Source organism: Barnesiella intestinihominis YIT 11860 (assembly GCF_000296465.1).
In the GTDB taxonomy this organism is placed as follows: domain Bacteria; phylum Bacteroidota; class Bacteroidia; order Bacteroidales; family Barnesiellaceae; genus Barnesiella; species Barnesiella intestinihominis.
In genome coordinates this window covers 937,791-954,094 of record NZ_JH815203.1, presented here as the reverse complement: position 1 = coordinate 954,094, position 16,304 = coordinate 937,791, and the positions used below count along the sequence as shown (strand labels likewise).

17 protein-coding genes are annotated in these 16,304 nt (G+C 45.7%); 4 read left to right on the top strand and 13 right to left on the bottom strand.

All coding sequences use genetic code 11. From position 1 onward, the window contains the following. Window positions 1–124: 124 nt before the first annotated feature. Window positions 125–517: a hypothetical protein gene (locus HMPREF9448_RS03910; RefSeq protein ID WP_157260333.1), complete on the top strand. Its 393-nt coding sequence runs from the start codon at window positions 125–127 to the stop codon at window positions 515–517. Between the two features lie 25 nt (window positions 518–542). Here the strand turns inward: HMPREF9448_RS03910 and HMPREF9448_RS14605 are convergent, their stop codons facing one another. Further along, a complete protein-coding gene (locus HMPREF9448_RS14605) occupies window positions 543–779 on the bottom strand; it encodes a hypothetical protein (RefSeq protein WP_157260332.1) in 237 nt (78 codons plus the stop codon). Between the two features lie 190 nt (window positions 780–969). On the opposite strand from HMPREF9448_RS14605, the gene HMPREF9448_RS03905 reads away from it, so the two are divergent. Both HMPREF9448_RS03905 and HMPREF9448_RS03900 read left to right on the top strand, forming a co-directional pair. Then, entirely contained in the window at window positions 970–1,446 is a 477-nt protein-coding gene (locus HMPREF9448_RS03905; protein ID WP_157260331.1) for a hypothetical protein, read from the top strand. 824 nt (window positions 1,447–2,270) lie between these two features. Continuing rightward, the gene (locus tag HMPREF9448_RS03900; RefSeq protein ID WP_008861287.1) at window positions 2,271–3,464 is read left to right on the top strand and encodes a pyridoxal phosphate-dependent aminotransferase; all 1,194 of its coding nucleotides are present in this window, start codon (window positions 2,271–2,273) and stop codon (window positions 3,462–3,464) included. Between the two features lie 725 nt (window positions 3,465–4,189). On the opposite strand, the gene HMPREF9448_RS03890 is transcribed toward HMPREF9448_RS03900, so the two are convergent. From HMPREF9448_RS03890 to HMPREF9448_RS03875, 4 genes are all read right to left on the bottom strand, one after another. After that, window positions 4,190–4,537 carry a DUF2023 family protein gene (locus HMPREF9448_RS03890; protein WP_008861285.1) on the bottom strand — a complete coding sequence of 116 codons (348 nt, stop codon included), beginning with the start codon at window positions 4,535–4,537 and terminating at the stop codon, window positions 4,190–4,192. 20 nt (window positions 4,538–4,557) lie between these two features. Beyond that, window positions 4,558–5,058 carry a flavodoxin FldA gene (fldA, locus tag HMPREF9448_RS03885; RefSeq protein WP_008861284.1) on the bottom strand — a complete coding sequence of 167 codons (501 nt, stop codon included), beginning with the start codon at window positions 5,056–5,058 and terminating at the stop codon, window positions 4,558–4,560. 820 nt (window positions 5,059–5,878) lie between these two features. Beyond that, window positions 5,879–6,367 carry an S-ribosylhomocysteine lyase gene (locus tag HMPREF9448_RS03880; protein WP_008861283.1) on the bottom strand — a complete coding sequence of 163 codons (489 nt, stop codon included), beginning with the start codon at window positions 6,365–6,367 and terminating at the stop codon, window positions 5,879–5,881. A gap of 17 nt (window positions 6,368–6,384) precedes the next feature. Then, entirely contained in the window at window positions 6,385–7,068 is a 684-nt protein-coding gene (locus HMPREF9448_RS03875; protein ID WP_008861282.1) for a 5'-methylthioadenosine/adenosylhomocysteine nucleosidase, read from the bottom strand. A 154-nt stretch (window positions 7,069–7,222) separates the two neighbouring features. Here HMPREF9448_RS03875 and HMPREF9448_RS03870 point away from each other — a divergent pair, with 154 nt between their 5' ends. Continuing rightward, window positions 7,223–7,735: a 3'-5' exonuclease gene (locus tag HMPREF9448_RS03870; protein ID WP_008861281.1), complete on the top strand. Its 513-nt coding sequence runs from the start codon at window positions 7,223–7,225 to the stop codon at window positions 7,733–7,735. 582 nt (window positions 7,736–8,317) lie between these two features. Here the strand turns inward: HMPREF9448_RS03870 and HMPREF9448_RS03865 are convergent. From HMPREF9448_RS03865 to HMPREF9448_RS03825, 8 genes are all read right to left on the bottom strand, one after another. Further along, on the bottom strand, window positions 8,318–8,917 hold the full coding sequence (locus HMPREF9448_RS03865; RefSeq protein WP_008861280.1) for a WG repeat-containing protein: 600 nt from the start codon (window positions 8,915–8,917) through the stop codon (window positions 8,318–8,320). Window positions 8,918–9,857: 940 nt separating this feature from the next. Next, the gene (trxA, locus tag HMPREF9448_RS03860) at window positions 9,858–10,334 is read right to left on the bottom strand and encodes a thioredoxin (RefSeq protein ID WP_008861278.1); all 477 of its coding nucleotides are present in this window, start codon (window positions 10,332–10,334) and stop codon (window positions 9,858–9,860) included. Between the two features lie 327 nt (window positions 10,335–10,661). Next, window positions 10,662–11,240 carry a PepSY-associated TM helix domain-containing protein gene (locus HMPREF9448_RS03850; protein ID WP_008861277.1) on the bottom strand — a complete coding sequence of 193 codons (579 nt, stop codon included), beginning with the start codon at window positions 11,238–11,240 and terminating at the stop codon, window positions 10,662–10,664. A 16-nt stretch (window positions 11,241–11,256) separates the two neighbouring features. After that, entirely contained in the window at window positions 11,257–11,832 is a 576-nt protein-coding gene (locus HMPREF9448_RS03845) for a hypothetical protein (protein ID WP_008861276.1), read from the bottom strand. Window positions 11,833–11,917: 85 nt separating this feature from the next. Next, entirely contained in the window at window positions 11,918–13,141 is a 1,224-nt protein-coding gene (locus HMPREF9448_RS03840) for a DUF4857 domain-containing protein (RefSeq protein ID WP_008861275.1), read from the bottom strand. A gap of 21 nt (window positions 13,142–13,162) precedes the next feature. Beyond that, window positions 13,163–13,834, bottom strand: coding sequence for a hypothetical protein (locus tag HMPREF9448_RS03835; RefSeq protein WP_008861274.1), 672 nt, complete (start codon window positions 13,832–13,834; stop codon window positions 13,163–13,165). 19 nt (window positions 13,835–13,853) lie between these two features. Beyond that, on the bottom strand, window positions 13,854–14,738 hold the full coding sequence (locus HMPREF9448_RS03830) for an ABC transporter ATP-binding protein (RefSeq protein WP_008861273.1): 885 nt from the start codon (window positions 14,736–14,738) through the stop codon (window positions 13,854–13,856). Between the two features lie 31 nt (window positions 14,739–14,769). Continuing rightward, entirely contained in the window at window positions 14,770–16,296 is a 1,527-nt protein-coding gene (locus tag HMPREF9448_RS03825; RefSeq protein ID WP_008861272.1) for a DUF6850 family outer membrane beta-barrel protein, read from the bottom strand. Between the last annotated feature and the right edge of the window lie 8 nt (window positions 16,297–16,304).

The following is a 16,304-nucleotide window of genomic DNA, read 5'->3' as shown; positions in this document are numbered from 1 at the left end:
ACCATACCGATCGCCCGTTTAGTCATGTCATTTGATTACACGTGCGTTAATGTAAATATATATCATAGAACCGATTCTTGTGAATCTCGAAGATTTTTTATACGTTTGTCACATGAAAGGTTTCATGAGAAAAATAGTAGTTTTCCTATTTGCCACTATATTCGGGCTTACTTCTGCCATCTTTTTGTCCGCAGGAGGCGAAAATGAGTTTGTGAAACCGCAAGACCCCTCTTATCCTTATAGTCTTATCGATGTTCGGGCACAATCCCTGCCTATACAGAATTTTACAGCGATTATTCCGGTAGAAAGAGGGCTATGTGTGAATGTTTCACGCTTTCCGTCTTCTCCGATAACAGGGAAAGTAGGAGGAAATATCGCATTTTTATATGAGCAGCAATTATATTGTCAGTTAGTAGATCTTCGGGAGAAGATCGTCGGTGATTGTTATGATAAATATAAGGCACAGTTGTGCTACGACGGACATTATCTATATTCCCTTTGTAAAATGTTGATTTAGAGGAATAACGGCGGGTAGCTGTTGTTCACGGGGAGTCGAGTGCCTCACCCGGTTTTCTTGTCGCATGTATGAGTGTGGCGAGAAAGAGCCTGCATATACATATAATAGGAATAGTCTGGTATCCCGATGATACGATTCTCTGGCTGTATGGAGTTGTTATATTTATATTCTTGTCTTGCTGTAATGCGATAGAAAAGAGATAGCTCGCAGATTCAGAGGCTTGAAATCCGGCAGAGATATCGTCTTTTCGGTTTGATTCCATATACTATCTGTACTATCTGAGGTTCGGCACTTAGGAACTATTTTGCGATTTGTCGATTTAAGCAATCAAAATAGTTTCATGGAATTTTAACTACCAATTTTTATTACGATTCAATTAGTTTTATCATCAAATGGAAAATATAGAAAAGGAAACTGCTTCTTCTAAATTTATGGAAAATCCTTATATTGAAATGAAAAAGAAAATTTCTGTAAATGGTATTGTTGCACTGGTAATTGCTATACTCGCTTTTGTAGGTTCATCTGCTGTTTCCGATACACAGTCCTCCCTCAAACTTTTTTTGATTATGTTGGGAGCGGGACTCCTTATATATGGATTGATAAGAGTTGCAGTGGGGAATAGGATAGCTGTTTGTCGGGCTACTGGAAAAGTGTTGAAAAAATATGAACTACTTTTCGAAAGCGCCGAAGTTTCACGGTTAAAACAAATGGTAGAGTCGGGTAATTTTCAATCTATCGATACGTTACAGCGGGCGGTAGGCCACAAGGCTGGGGCAAAATTGACTTTATTCATCGATGCGGATCATAATTTTGCGACAGCACAAGTTTCTGAATTTATACCGTTTGACTACGAGCCGGTTATGTCTCCGATGAGTTATGAGGGCGAGGTCGTAAAGACAATCGCAACGTTAGTGACTTCTGGAACATAACGGATTTTTTACTACTTATACTACTACTTTTTTATTAGAAATGATCGTAAGATAGACTCTTTGTTTCAAGTTATTTAGAATAATAACCAAGAGACATGCTACTGAATTAATGTATTTTTTAGGCTCCCTCTGTTCGGCTTTCATAATTTTCGAATAGAGGGAGTTTTTTATGATTCGGTTGAGTAAGTCCGGTTTTGGGTCAGTAGAAAATCCGTGGGGTAGACCTGAATTTTAGCGATGAAACCTTTGTCGATAACTATATTCCAGTCTTTTCGGAGAGTTTGATTTACAGTTCTGTTACTGTTATCGGGTGCTCCCCCTATTTTATCTATGATGAGCAGGGGAGGAGGGTAATACCTTTCTGTGTATCGTGTTTGTTCTTCTTCCCTATATTACACGGAAAGACCCCGTAATGCTGCGGGGCACGGCATGGGAAAGATTTTAATGACTTTCTGTCACATTGTTTTAGCGAATGAGATGGATTGTATTTAACCTTCTCCCCTGTGTTTTGCGATGCAAAATATAGGGGAGATACAGAGGAGCGAAAGCGCCGAAGAGAGGGGTTAAAAAAAAGACAGCGTATAGGATTTTTTATTGTAAAATCTAACCCCTTAGCCCTGTGGGTGCTCTGGCTATTTGCTCCGAAAAATTATTCTGGGAAAGAAATTTGCGATAGAATGTCGTTAATTATTGTCGAATTGGTTTCCTTTACGTATCTTTGCGCAAGAAGCAAAATAGACAGCATTCGGTATGGCCGGATAAATTGGTTACTGTCCATCTTTGCGTTATCTTTGCATAGTGTAACAATATAAAAAATAATTCTCATGAATCAAGTATCCGATCGTTTGGCAGCTCTTGCTCCTTCGCAAACGCTTGCGATGTCACAAAAAAGTAGTGAACTGAAAGCACAAGGAGTAGATGTGATTAATCTGAGTGTGGGAGAACCCGATTTTAATACACCCCAGCATATTAAAGATGCCGCGAAAAAAGCGATAGACGATAATTTTTCGCACTATTCGCCGGTTCCGGGATATATGGATTTGCGGCAAGCCATTTGTGCGAAGCTCAAAAACGAAAACGGACTCGATTTTACTCCTGAACAGATTGTCGTTTCGAATGGAGCCAAACAATCCATTTGTAACACGATTCTTGCCCTTGTCAATCCGGGAGACGAAGTAATCCTCCCCGCCCCGTATTGGGTAAGTTATGTAGAGATGGTTAAACTCGCCGAAGGAAAGAATGTGATTATCGAGACGGGCATCGAACAAGATTTCAAGATGACGCCTGCCCAACTCGAAGCCGCTATCACGCCCAAGACCAAGCTGCTCATTCTCTGTTCGCCCTCCAACCCTACCGGCAGCGTCTATTCCCGTGAAGAGTTGGAAGCGTTGGCCTCCGTTTTGGAACGCCACCCGCAGGTATTCGTCATTTCCGATGAAATATACGAACACATCAATTATGTGGGAGCCCATCAAAGTCTGGCGCAATTCCCCTCTATTCGGGAGCGGATAGTCATTATCAACGGGGTTTCCAAAGGCTATGCGATGACCGGTTGGCGTATCGGGTTCATCGCTGCTCCGTTGTGGATTGCCAAAGCCTGCAACAAATTGCAAGGACAATACACATCGGGAGCATCATCTATCGCACAGAAAGCCGCGGCTGCCGCTTTTGCCGGAGAGCAAGGTTGCGTAGAAACCATGAGACAAGCATTTCAACACCGTCGCGATTTGGTCGTACGTTTGGCAAAAGAAATACCCGGCTTAAAAGTAAACGATCCGCAGGGAGCATTCTATCTCTTCCCCGAGGTCAGCCACTATTTAGGGAAGTCCGACGGCGAACGCAAGATAAACACCTCTTCCGATTTGGCGATGTATATCCTCGAAGTAGGTCATGTCGCAACGGTGGCGGGCGATGCTTTCGGGGCTCCCGATTATCTTCGTCTGTCTTATGCCACTTCCGAGGAGAATATCACCGAAGCCATGCGCCGTATGAAAGAAGTCCTCGCCCGTTTGAAGTAAGACCCGCCGAATCCGGTTCAGTAGAAAAATAAAAGGGTTAGCGATGAATTTCTTGTCGATAACCACATTCCAGTCTTTCCGGAGAGTTTGTTTACAGTTCTGTTACTGTTGTCGGGGGCTCCCTTCGCCCTTCGGGCACTCCCCCTATACCGCTGTGTGACACCCCGCAATGCTGCGGGACACGGCAGGGGAGAAGAACAAACACAATACACAGGAAAGTATTAACCTCCTCCTCTGTGTTTTGCGTAGCAAAATATAGGGGAGGTGTCCGCAGGACGGAGGGGTTAGAAAATACCGACCGTGGAGATGACAGATTCAGGTCTCCTCTCCCTCTGCTCGTCGTAAATGAGATAGGGGGAAGTGCCCGTAGGGCGAGGGAGTTGAAAAAAATACTGGCAGAAAAGGAAACAGAAGCGGATATCAACCTCTCTCCGGCTGTGTCTCGTAGCGTTACGGGGAGTTACGTTAGTAATATAGGGGAGACACCGAAGATACGGTAGTTTCTTCGGAGAGGGGTTGGAGGTGTATAAAAAGAAAATTTCCTCTGATGTCCTCCTGAGACCTGAATCCCTTTTTAGGAAGATACAGATACCTATTCGATAAAAACAGAGAACACCGCTCCTCACGGGGCGGTGTTTCTTTACTAACTAAAAACAAACTCCAATGTTTTGGATTTTTCTTTCCCCGCGAATTAGATCTGGCTTTTGGGGGATTTTATAATTATTTTATTTGGCTTTGCGCTTGCAATAGCGGAGGCATTGTCCGCAAATATCGTAACCCAGCATGGCTCCCAATATGAAATCCTCCTCTGGTGTCAGTTCGTTCAAAGGTCGGGAAGTCATGGATTGAATCACTTCGATGCACTCCCTGCGGCCGAAAAACAGATTGATTTTATTACAGCCGATCGGTTGAATGCAATAATCTATGTTTTGGCTGTTCAATCGACTGACGGCAAACTCTTCATATTTTTTGTTCGTCGTATAAAGAACCATGTTGCGAACACCCTTCTTGTATTCATACACGTGGTTCAGAAACACTTTCAATTCGGCCGGATAGGCATTGCACGTAATCATGGGATGCCGGTTGTAAAAGGTTAATCTTTCAAACTTTTTACCCAGTTATCGATGCGACCTTCGGTCTTGTCCGATTCATTCATTTCGTCGAGGGGAAGCCCCGCGAATTCACCGTCTACAACTGCCGTAGAAGAGGAAAAGTTGTAATCGCCCGTCGGTACGTGATTACCGATAAACTTACAGCCCGTCCCTTTCAGCTCCTCATACAGTACGCCTATTCCGTCACAGAACGTATCGCAGTACGACTCCGAGTCCCCGCACCCGAAGAGTGCGACCTCTTTCGAACTCAGGCCAGCCTTTTTCAACACCTTCACAGCGTCGTACCAATCGTCTTGCAACTCTCCGCAGCCCCAAGTCGATGTACCCAATACCAATACGTCGTATTCCTTTACCATTTCTCCGGTCAGTTTGGAAGCATCGTGTACGTCGTTCGAGGCGACACCCAACTTTTGTGCGATTGTATGGGCTACACTCTCGGTAGTACCTGTGGAAGAACCATAAAATATTCCAATTTTTTTCATCGTTTTATTCTTTAATTTTTCACGATGTAAAGTAACGACTTTCGGCGAGCTTTCGAAATACCTAGTTATAGGGATTTTATGGTCGTCCAATACTCAATTTGTGTGGAATAATAAGGAAAAAGAGGCTAATTTTTATAAAAATACCAGCCCGATAGGAAATCAGATAGGATTGTCATATCCCCAACTCCTCTCCGAAGAAACTACCGCATCTTCGGTGTCTCCCCTATATTACTAACGTAACTCCCCGTAATACTACGGGACATGGCGGGGGAGAAGAACAAACACAATACACAGAAAAGTATTAACCTCCTCCTCTGTGTTTTGCATAGCAAAATATAGGAGGTGTCCGTAGGACGGAGGGGTAAAAAATATCCATAGCAGAGGAAGCATATCAAAATATCACACACTCTCTCCCTATGTTTCTGTAAGGGAATAGAAAGTATTCACAAAGCAAGAAGAAAGCACAAAAAGGCCATTCAAAGTGACATTTTAATCCTCTCCCTCTGCTCATCGCAGATGAGATAGGGGAGGTGTCCGCAGGACGGAGGGGTTAATCTTTACAGCCAAAAATTTTATGAAATCCTTTCAACCCCTCTCCTAAGAAACTACTGTATCTTCGGTGTCTCTCTTATATTTCTAATGCAACTCCCCGTAATACCACGGGACACGGCAGGGGAGAAGGTTAGAATGTTTTGTCTTGTTGCATAGAAAACTCGCCGGATTGTGACAAGCAACGCTTTTAATCCTCTCCCTCTGCTCATCGCAGATGAGATAGGGGGAGTGCCCGCAGGGCGAGGGGGTTAAATCTACAATCTCCCCACTATTTTTCGATAGTAGGATAAACCAAGTTCTTTTCCTCGATAACGTCGAGAACCTCGCGCAGATATTTGTCTGCCTCCCATCGAGCCATAGGCAGGTCGTGCAGCAGATAATTTCCGCAGTCGCGCGGAGCGGCTCCCGGCACTTCGCCGTCGAAGTCGCGGATAAATCGGAATGTCTCCCGCATTAGTTCTACAATGTCTTTCGATTCGAGGTCACCCTGCATTAGGAAATAATTTCCTGTACAGCACCCCATTGGGCCCCAGAATACGATTTTGTCGCCCCATACCGGGTGGTTACGCAAAAATGTGGCGGCTAAGTGTTCGATCGTGTGCAACGCACCGTAACCGATGGCCGGTTCCCGGTTGGGTTCTTTCATTCGAATATCGAAAGTCGTTACGACGTGGTCGCCCAAATAATCTTTACGGGAAACGTAAATGCCACGTAATAAATGGATATGGTCGATGGTAAAGCTCGGTATCTTTTTCATATCGATTGTTTTTTGTTTTACAACACATTGATGAGTTGGGTTAAAATCTCGAAAGAACGATGAGGCGCATTTTCCCAGAAATTGTTATACTGGTCTATATGGCCGTCGACACCCGGTGTATCGCTAATGATACGGAAACTCAGGAAAGGAATGTGACGTAAGTAACATACTTGTGCGATAGACCCCGATTCCATATCTACGGCCATGCCCTCGGGGAAAAGCCCTTTGATTTGCGAAAGTTCCGCCGGATCGGTGATAAAACGGTCGCCGCTGCAAACCAATCCCTTATAGAGAGACAAGTCGGTCGATACTTTCAAAGCCTTTTCCACCAATGCCGGGTCGCTGTGGAACCGGGCGGGAAGTCCGTCTATCTGCCCCCATGCACAGTCTTCTCCGCACCAAACGTCGTGGTAAACGATTTCGCTGCCCACCACTATATCCATGACATGCATCGATCGGTCTATACCTCCGGCGACACCGGTGTTCAGTATGCAGTCGGGAGCATATCGGTCTATCAGTTCGTAAGTCCGTATGGCCGACGATACTTTCCCTATTCCGCTTTGTGTCAGAATCAGTTCATGTTTCCCATTCGTGCCGATAATGAACAGAGACGAACCGTGCTGCTCTTCCCGAGGATTTTCGAGTAAACAGCGAACGCATTCCAATTCGCTTTGCATGGCTACGATAATACCTATTTTCATATTCGTTTTTCTTAAATTAGGGAGTAGGAATAGGGCAAATCCGTTTCCTGCTTCAAAGGTAGGGCATATCTCATGCATGACAAAATTTGCAGGAAGAAATTTCGATAATGCGATAATCTTGTTTTTTCCGTATCTTTACCCGAAGAATAATCGCATGAAAAATTTTGTCGCCATAGATTTCGAAACCGCCAATTACGAGCCTACGAGTATTTGTTCAGTGGGGCTTGTGGTCGTTCGTGGCGGGGAAATAACGCAACGCATGCATCGGTTGGTTTGTCCCGAACCCGATTACTATATCCGCCGTTTTTCCGAACAAGTACACGGCATCTATCCGGCCGATACCTGCGGGGCTCCCACGTTCGACGCGGTATGGAGCGAAATCGTTCCGTGGGTCGAGGGGCTACCTTTCGTCGCCCATAACAAGGCTTTCGACGAACGGGTGCTTCGGGCTGCCTGTCGCATGTATGGCATCGATTATACCTACGGGACATTTCTCTGTACCCTCCGACAGGCGCGTCGGGTTATTCCCCGCACGTCCATTGCCAATTACCGGCTACCCACGGTTTGTGCCTATTTGGGTATTCCCTTCGACCGCCATCACTATGCACTTGCCGATGCCGAAGGCTGTGCGCGCATTGCCCTCCGTTTGTGGGGAGACGAAGAATAAGAAACGTTCGCTATGTCGTTTTTGATACGTTCGCTTATTTTTTACCTATATATCTCCGAATGGTGGAAAATACTTTTCTTCTCTTTCTCGTATCTATGTAGCGCCGGATATTCACCCTCCTCTCTTAAAACAGAGATGGATTGGTGTGACACTATTGGAATGGTATTTTGAACCTCCTCCCTGCCGAGTCCCGTAGTATTACGGGGTGTCGCCCAGCAATAGGGGGGAGAAGAACAAACACGATACACAGGAAAGTATTACCCTCCTCCCCTGTGTTTTGCAGTGCAAAATATAGGGGAGGTGTCACGAAGTGACGGAGGGGTTAAAAATATCCTTAGCAGAGGAGGCATATCAAAGCATCACACACTCTCTCCCTATGTTTCTGTAAAGGAATAGAAAGTACTCACAAAGCAAAAAGAAAGCACAGAAAGGCCATTCAAAGTGACATTTTAATACTCTCCCTCTGCTCATCGCAGATAAGATAGGGGGAGGTGCAGGACGAGGGGGTATGAAGCGAAGATAAGACCTCTCTTTATCCTTAGTTTTTATAAGACAAAAAAGAATAAAATTTACAGTGATTTCTTATAGTGAGGGATTATTTATAAGAAGGCTGTTTGGCCATTCTTTATAGCTGTGTTGAACGTCAATAATGGTATTTGTGTTTAACAGTGTGACTTCTATCATCGAAATATTTTCGATGGCCTCCTTTATCTTTACTATTATCCAATCGTTAGAGTTGTCATAAGGTAAATAGAACCATCTGGCCAATCCTATAAAACCAATCCGATATTGTCTATTTTCTTTATCATCTACAACTTGCGTCGGGATCCATTCCATAACGCTAAATTGAGGAAGTGATACTCCCCTCTTGTCTATATAGAACCATTTATCACTTTCCCAATAATGATATTCTCCTTTTGAATTTGGTACTACTTTTTTTTCTCCTCTATTTGTAACCTTTGCACGTCCGTCTTTAAAAGGAAAACCAAAAGCAAATTGAGGTTTGATGATAATTGCACCCTTTTCATTTACATACCCTATACGCCCTTGCCTGTCTACAATGCGGCGCATTCCGTCTTGTAGATAGTCTTCACCGTTATCGATTTGATAGATTGTATAGCATCTATTTGGTATACATCCGACAAATAACAATAAGGTAAAAAGCTCAATGTAATATTTCATATAAGATATGCTCTATCGTTTTCTCTTAACTGTATTTGGCTATAAATATAATAAAAGTTTCATTCATAACTCTTTACGAATGAAACTTTTTTGTTGGACTGCAATGAGGTGCGGTATTTCTCACTTGATATTCTCTCTTTGTGCGATATGGGTAGTTGTATGTTCGGCTTTTTTATCCTACCGAACCGCTCGTGTGTTTTTTACTGAACTTTGTGAACTTTATTCGTCCCGAATGAGGTCAGTGAAATTCGATAGGGGAGATGTTATGCGGAGCCGGAATGGGTGGCCACTCAAAGTAACGTTTCAATCCTCTCCCCCTGCCGTGTCCCGTGGCATTACGGGGTGTTTCCGTAAGGGAATATAGGGGGAGTGCCCGTAGGGCGAGGGGGTTAAATTCTACAATCAAAAATCTTATATGCTATCTTCCTCAACCCCTCTCCTCAGAAACTATTGTTTCTTCGGTCTCTCCCCTATATTCTGCGTTGCAAAACACAGGGGAGAAGTGTAAAATCTATCTCTCCACCCAAAAAGGAGAATGCTTTTTAACCCCCTCACCTATACCCTGCGGTATTGTAGGGTATTCACACACTCCTCCTCCTCTGCGCACGTATGTGCGATTGGGCGAGAAGGCTCGTAGAGCCGGAAGATTAAAACAACGGTGGAGCGATGTATTGAAAGATTTCTACTCTCCTCCCTGCAGTGTCCCATAGTATTACGGGGTGTCGCCCAGTAATAGGGGGAGAAGAACAAACACGATACACAGGAAAGTATTACCCTCCTCCCCTGTGTTTTGCAGTGCAAAATATAGGGGAGGTGTCACGAAGTGACGGAGGGGTTAAAGAAATATCCCTAACAGAGGAACTCTCCACTAAGACAAAACGCAGGGCGTGATGCTACGTAGAGCCGGGTGAGTTGAATATCGCTAACTTTCGGCGAGTTGTTATTTTACGAGCAGTACCTCTTTGATAGCCTTCTGTAAGGTCGCTTTATCCATGAATCCGGCAGCGATTTGCGGCTGATTCTTCATCGGACAAAATAGTAATGTAGGGATACTCTGTACACCGAAGGCGGCGGCAAGTTCAGGTTCTTTATCCACATCTATTTTATAGACATCGATTTTCCCGGCATATTCTCCGGCAATCTCCTCCAATATCGGAGCCAACTTTCGGCAAGGCCCGCACCATGTAGCGTAAAAATCGATAATGCAAGGCTTCGAGCCCAAGTACTCCCACTTGTCGGGCGTTTTCTCATAGTTCGCCACTTTCGAGAGAAATTCCGCTTTGGTCAAGTGGCGGGGCTTGATTTTCTGTTCTTGCTTGTTTTTTCCTGCATGACTCTCGGTGGAGCTTTGGGCTTGGCACGAAAAGATGAACACCATGCAGGTGAAGGCTATTCCTATTACATGTTTTATTCTCATATCTTTATGGTTTTATAAATTGGAAATAAATGAAAATCGTGGCTGCATCATACTGACAAGAGAGCGAATATCGCCGATTTTTTCCCTCTTGCCGCACCTTGCGACATCACAGGCTGTATACTTCATCATAGGAAAGGGCCGGCCTGTGGGCGAGGAAGCAGAAATAGATACGGTCTATTCCACGATAGGCTACAAAGATACTCGCTTTACAGCATGAATCTGTTTCTCGGGGTGCTATTTTTCAGATTATTAGAAATTCTTATCATACAAAAATTCCGTGAAAGGCGGCAGTCCTTCACGGAATCTTCGTATGGCAATCGAACGGTCTTACAGTAAAATGAATGCCAGAGGAATGAGTATGCCTGCGGCAAATTCTATACCGCCCCGTCCCCAGAAGCCTTTACGCCCTTTAAGCATGACAAGCCCCGTGAGGGTGATGACGATGAGCGACACGGCAAAAATGTCCGAGAAGATCGTCCAGTTCCGGTTCGGGTTGTAGTGCAATCGGTTGAGACTGCTCAATATAGGGCGTTTTTTCACCGATTCGTAATAAGCCTCCCCCGTTTCGGTGTTCACTGTCAGCGACGAGCCGCCTTTGATAAACACCTTCATGGTGTTCTCTTTCGGGAAATAATGTTGGGTATAGTTGTTACGCTCACCCAAGTCATCGAGCAAATCGAGCACGTACGCTTTGGAAAAGTCTGCTTTCGCTTTCGGAAAATTCCCTGCGATTCGGTATTCTTTCTGTGTGATACTGTAATCGGAGTTAAAGTCGCGTTTGTGGTTCAGCATGATGCCAGAGAAAGCATAAATGAGAATGACTCCTGCAAAAAAGAACGAGAGATCCCTATGCAGAATGTGACACCATTTTCTGAATTTCCCCGATATACGTTTTTCTTTCGACATGTTCGGTTTCTATGAGTTAATTTTTAATTTCGTAACTGGTCGTGTTGATGTGATACGACATCACGAAATAGTCTTTACCGGCTTCTTTGGCTTTGGCAAGGCGTTCTCGGAAGTTCTGTATGCGACCTTCGAATGTATTGATGTCGGCTTGTCCGGCAGCTTTCTTTTCACTTTCGCATCCGGCTTCTCCGTCACCGTGTTTCTCTCCGCTTTGATTTTTGTCCTGTTCTTCCATTCTCTGTATGGTAGCTTCATCGATACGGTCTTCTTCGAGAGTTCCCGTCACCGATACGAGACTGTTCACAACCTCAGCGGGGAAGCTGCCCAGTTCGCAAGCCTCTGCACGCAACATTTTGGTGTCGTCGGTTCCCATCATGAAGAGTTTCTTGCCGCCGTGTTTACAGATATGGGTGCACACACCCTCTACGGTAACGGTTTTTCCCACGAGGCTGTCCCCTTCGGCTAAAATGTCGTCTACGCTCAGAGCCACTGTTGCGGCGCTTTCTTGATTCTGATTCTCCTTAGCTTTGTTGTTGCAGCTCACCATAGCGAGCAAGGCGACGGCTGCAAGGATAAAAATGGATTTTTTCATATTGTTGTAGTTTAAATGTTTGTAAATCTTTTCTTTATTTTTGTTATGACAAAGATAGCAAATATTTTATAAACGAATCGTCGGGTTATGCCCGTTTGCAAACCAGTAGCGGAATAAACAGATATATGCCCAATATCATGGTCGCTACGGTCGTTATGAATTTTTGACGGCGGCTACATGTGCTACCTTTACATGCTGTAAAATAAAGCAAAGCGGCCAAAACGAAGTTCAAAATCAGTACCCAGCACGATCCCATGCTCACACGCGGTTTTACCCATTGGTCGTCGTAAGATGTGAACGACAGTTCGAACGGGAAAATATATTTCGACCATTTGTCGAGAGCAGTCTCCGGGTAGTCATAGCGCAGGCTGTCGGCGAAAGCATAACTGTCAGCGTCGACGGCGTATGTGGTCACGCCCTTTTCGTCGCTTATTTTTAGGGTCCAGTAGAAGATATCGCCCATGATGGTCAGGGTGTTGGTCTTGGGGTCGTATTTGTCTATCGGCAATTTGTGCAACGTGTAATCCCGGTTCAATACATATAGGTTGTTATCTTTGTCCGTTAACAATCCCAGAGTTTTGCGGTTGCTGAATTCGGTGATGGCTACATGCTCGATACCCAATTCGGGAGCCACACCCGTTTCACGCACGTAGGGCAGTCCTTTGGTTTGTTTCACATGGAATACTCGGTGGTTGTTGTCTACCATCAGATACCCCTCGTCATACTCTTTCCGGTTCGTCGGGTTTCCCGACAAGGTTCGCATGGGAAATTCAAACCCTTTTTGTTTCATGACTTTGTCGAACAAAGCCGATTTTTTTTCGTTGACCGTGTTGTCCCGCATATCGATGAAAGTGATACGATCGGTCGTGCGGAAAGCTTCGATGGGGTTTTCGAGGTCGATCCGGTCCGGCATCGATTCCATAATCATGTTCAATGCGGGCTTCGTCACATTCACGTCTCGGGCCGACTGCTTGAATGTGAAATTTCCGTGAGCGATGATTTTCGGGGTCACCTCTTTCCCGTTGATTGTGTCGGGCAGCCGGTCTTTCGAGAACAGCTGTCTGTAATAAAAGGTAGGCAATATGGAGTCGAATTGTGCTACCGTATATTCCGTTCCGTTCGCGTCGTAGCGTTTTACTCCGTTATCCTTGCTCGATTGTATGTATGCGAACCGTTTGGTTACGCAACTGTACAACGTGAAAGGATCGTTTCCCGGTTTGGAGGCTGCGAATTGCAAAAGCCACGGCAATAACCACGACAATAGGACGACTGCCGTCAGGTAGAAAAATATTTTGCTGAATTTTTTCATTGTAGTATACCGTTTTTGAAATTAGTCTTGGCAACCTTCTTTGAATCGGACAACCGACCGGATAGAAAGCGATGCGCACAGAATGGTGAAAATAATAAGCGTCGGCAGAAACGAATTATAGGCTTCCGGTTTGTCGAGCAGGAAAAAGATTCGCACGATACCTGCGGCGATCAGTAGATTGACGATGCGCAGTTTCCACGTCGGTTCGAGGCATATCCACGCCGTCAGCAGGTAGGCGGTATAACCGCAGATATACCACGGAGCCGCTGTCAGCAATATGCGCGCGACCATTTCGCAGGCGATATGTTGTTGCAGGTAAATCCACAAGGAAGCGGCTTGCAACAGAAAGACGATGCTGATTTGCGCGACTCCCGCCAACAACATCAATAGAATCATGCGTTGTTGAGGATAAGGGAGGTGTAAAGTCAGTTTCAACCGTTTCTGCGTCATTTCGGGAATAAACTGCGACGAAGCGAACAGTGCGCCTATGATGAGCGGCAGGTATTGTAGCAACTCGATAAACACGGTATCCCGGCTCAACAAGATGGCCCACAGGTGGTCGGCCCCCTTGAAAGTGATGACCCGGTTGATGCGCATCATGACGTATCCGGCGAAACAAAGCGATACCAGCAGGGCGATGAAAAACAGCCCCCGGGTTTTGATCCACTCTTTGAAAAATATAGCTTTATTCATAATTCCGATGATAAAAGGATTAGTATTTTCCGGTCAATCCGATGAAAACATCTTCCAGATTCATTTTCTCGGATTTGAAATCGGTATAGGGTATCGATTGCTCTTGCAATATCTGTTTGATACGTTCTTCGTTTTCGAACGAGTAGGTCTCGGCAGAATCCCGTATGGCCGCCGTGCTGTATAACGACGGGTCGTGGGGGAGCTTGTCGGGCGACGATGTTTTGAAGGTATAGCGTGTGAAGGTGTCGAGCAATTCCTTTACAGGCTTCTGAATCAATATGCGGCCGTAATCCATGATGATACAGTCGTCGACCAGCCGTTCCATGTCCTGTATGATGTGCGAGGTAAGGAAGATGGTCTTTTCTTCGGCTTTGGCGTATTCGCGCAGATACTCTGTGAAGAGTCGGCGGTAGCCGGGGTCGAGTCCTATCGAGAAATCGTCGAGTACCAGCAAATCGGCGTTTTGGGCGAGAATGAGACCCAGAGCCACCTGCGACCTTTGTCCGCATGACATGCGGGAGATTTTTTGTTTCGGCGCGACTTTCAGTTTGCGCATGAGTTCATAATAGGCTTCTTTGTTCCATTTCGGATAAAAAGCCGAGTAAAATCGCTCTATCTGTTCGATATTCATGAACGTGTATTGCACATGGTTCTCGATGAGCAGGGCGATACGCTCGCGGGTCACCGGCTGCATTCGCTGTATGTCTTCTCCGAAGATACGGCATTCGCCCGAGCGGGGTTTCAAGTAACCCATTAAAATATTGATCGTGGTCGTTTTCCCTGTACCGTTTTTCCCCAGCAACCCCAAAATCCTCCCTTTGGGGACTTCGAAGTTGAGGTCTTCGTATATTTTTCTCGACCCGTAGTAATGGGTGAGGTTCGAGCATTTGATGATTGTTTCCATATAAAAAGCTATATGTGTTTGTTCTTTTCGGTCAGAAATTAAATCCTATATTTACTCCGGCATAGTTGGCCGTGCCGTGCTTTTCGTAATGGCTCTGCTGCCAGTCGGCGGCGACCGATAAAGCCCAGCCCGAGAATATTCGGCTCCATTTCAATTCTATTCCGTAGTTTGTTCGTCGGGTCTTCAACAGGACGAAATTATGTTCCAGCATTTCACGCACGCAGTCTTTCTGTACGTTCGGTATGGACAATTCCCCATTGCCGCCGGTTCGAATTCCTATGTTTCCCGATAAAGATAGTAGAGATTTTTCGAATATGCCGCTTGCATCTATTTTCAGTCCATATTCGCTGCTGTTGATTTTTAGCCTATGCTCTTTCTCTTTTTGACGAATGTCGGTGTGAAACCACAGGTAATAGGGGCGAATGTACCCTTTAAAATTTTTCCCGGCCTTTATGCCGTACAGCAATTCACCTTGTATTTTCATTTGGTCGGAGGTGTACGGGGTCGTGCTGCCTATTTGGTCGTAATTATTGCCGGCGGCACTGCCGAAGGTGTTCTCTGTCCCTTTACGGTTATAGAGTACTCCTTTTACTTGAATCCCGACTGTGTGCATGTCCTGCTTTGTCGAATATCCGGCGGTCATATCGAGCAGAGTGCGGTCGAGTACGGTTAAAGGCAGGTTGTTGTACCCGTCGAGATGTTGGGTCACGCTATATTTGCGGTAGTTCGCTGCGGCGTATATGCCCTTCCTTCCTTGTGTGGGAAGCAGTTGAATGCCGGCTCCGTAACCGTAGCCCTTGTAGTTCGTATCGGTGACGTCGCCTTTCCCGAATCGTACCGAGGTCGTTCCCAGCCCGGTCATCGTATAGATATAGGCGCTACCCAGCGGGGCATAAAAGTCGAGCGTGTTGTCTTGGCTGTATATTTGTGCCATGACCGATATTCCCACGACATATTTATCCAATCGCACGGAACCTCCGCCGGCAAAATCGAGGTCCGAGACGATGTTCTTCGGACGAGGATCCCGGTTACGATATTCCAGTGCGGCACGGTAGCTCCCTTCGATACCCCATGTGAATTTTCCGGCTCGACCCGAATATCCTCCCGTGAAGGCATATTCTTGCAGGGAAAGGTCTCCCCCGATGGAATCGGCCATGACGTAGGGGTAGAGCAGTTCGAAGTCTGCTGTTTCGTTCCATACGACACCGGTTTCTTTTCCGGTTGTATAGCGGGCGTTACCCCATAGGCGGGTGCGATCGCTCAGCTTTATCCACGACGATACGTCGGCTGCTCCTTTCAGATAACCGTCGCCGGCTTGCAAGAGGGCAGCTTCGTCTTCTTTTCCGTAAACCCCGTTTAAGGAGATACGGGTCAGAGAAGTACAATGCTGGTAATATCGGGTGGCTGGGTTGGTATAAACCGTTTCTATCCATTTCGCAGACAAGGCTTCATACTCGGCAATCGTGCGAAGCAAAGACAAAGAGTCTCTTTCCGCCCCCTGCAAAGCAGGGAGCAGAAAGAGTGCTATGGTTAGAAAAGAACAGAAACGTATTTTCATGACGACCG

What these genes read in the sequence shown, in the direction of transcription:
- HMPREF9448_RS03910 (WP_157260333.1), top strand. Translation starts at nt 125, where the DNA reads ATGAGAAAAATAGTAGTTTTCCTATTTGCCACTATATTCGGGCTTACT.
- fldA (WP_008861284.1), bottom strand. Translation starts at nt 5,058, where the DNA reads ATGAAAAAAATTGGAATATTTTATGGTTCTTCCACAGGTACTACCGAG.
- HMPREF9448_RS03905 (WP_157260331.1), top strand. Translation starts at nt 970, where the DNA reads ATGAAAAAGAAAATTTCTGTAAATGGTATTGTTGCACTGGTAATTGCT.
- trxA (WP_008861278.1), bottom strand. Translation starts at nt 10,334, where the DNA reads ATGAGAATAAAACATGTAATAGGAATAGCCTTCACCTGCATGGTGTTC.
- HMPREF9448_RS03865 (WP_008861280.1), bottom strand. Translation starts at nt 8,917, where the DNA reads ATGAAATATTACATTGAGCTTTTTACCTTATTGTTATTTGTCGGATGT.
- HMPREF9448_RS03900 (WP_008861287.1), top strand. Translation starts at nt 2,271, where the DNA reads ATGAATCAAGTATCCGATCGTTTGGCAGCTCTTGCTCCTTCGCAAACG.
- HMPREF9448_RS03850 (WP_008861277.1), bottom strand. Translation starts at nt 11,240, where the DNA reads ATGTCGAAAGAAAAACGTATATCGGGGAAATTCAGAAAATGGTGTCAC.
- HMPREF9448_RS03825 (WP_008861272.1), bottom strand. Translation starts at nt 16,296, where the DNA reads ATGAAAATACGTTTCTGTTCTTTTCTAACCATAGCACTCTTTCTGCTC.
- HMPREF9448_RS03890 (WP_008861285.1), bottom strand. Translation starts at nt 4,537, where the DNA reads ATGATTACGTGCAATGCCTATCCGGCCGAATTGAAAGTGTTTCTGAAC.
- HMPREF9448_RS03845 (WP_008861276.1), bottom strand. Translation starts at nt 11,832, where the DNA reads ATGAAAAAATCCATTTTTATCCTTGCAGCCGTCGCCTTGCTCGCTATG.
- HMPREF9448_RS14605 (WP_157260332.1), bottom strand. Translation starts at nt 779, where the DNA reads ATGGAATCAAACCGAAAAGACGATATCTCTGCCGGATTTCAAGCCTCT.
- HMPREF9448_RS03870 (WP_008861281.1), top strand. Translation starts at nt 7,223, where the DNA reads ATGAAAAATTTTGTCGCCATAGATTTCGAAACCGCCAATTACGAGCCT.
- HMPREF9448_RS03840 (WP_008861275.1), bottom strand. Translation starts at nt 13,141, where the DNA reads ATGAAAAAATTCAGCAAAATATTTTTCTACCTGACGGCAGTCGTCCTA.
- HMPREF9448_RS03880 (WP_008861283.1), bottom strand. Translation starts at nt 6,367, where the DNA reads ATGAAAAAGATACCGAGCTTTACCATCGACCATATCCATTTATTACGT.
- HMPREF9448_RS03875 (WP_008861282.1), bottom strand. Translation starts at nt 7,068, where the DNA reads ATGAAAATAGGTATTATCGTAGCCATGCAAAGCGAATTGGAATGCGTT.
- HMPREF9448_RS03835 (WP_008861274.1), bottom strand. Translation starts at nt 13,834, where the DNA reads ATGAATAAAGCTATATTTTTCAAAGAGTGGATCAAAACCCGGGGGCTG.
- HMPREF9448_RS03830 (WP_008861273.1), bottom strand. Translation starts at nt 14,738, where the DNA reads ATGGAAACAATCATCAAATGCTCGAACCTCACCCATTACTACGGGTCG.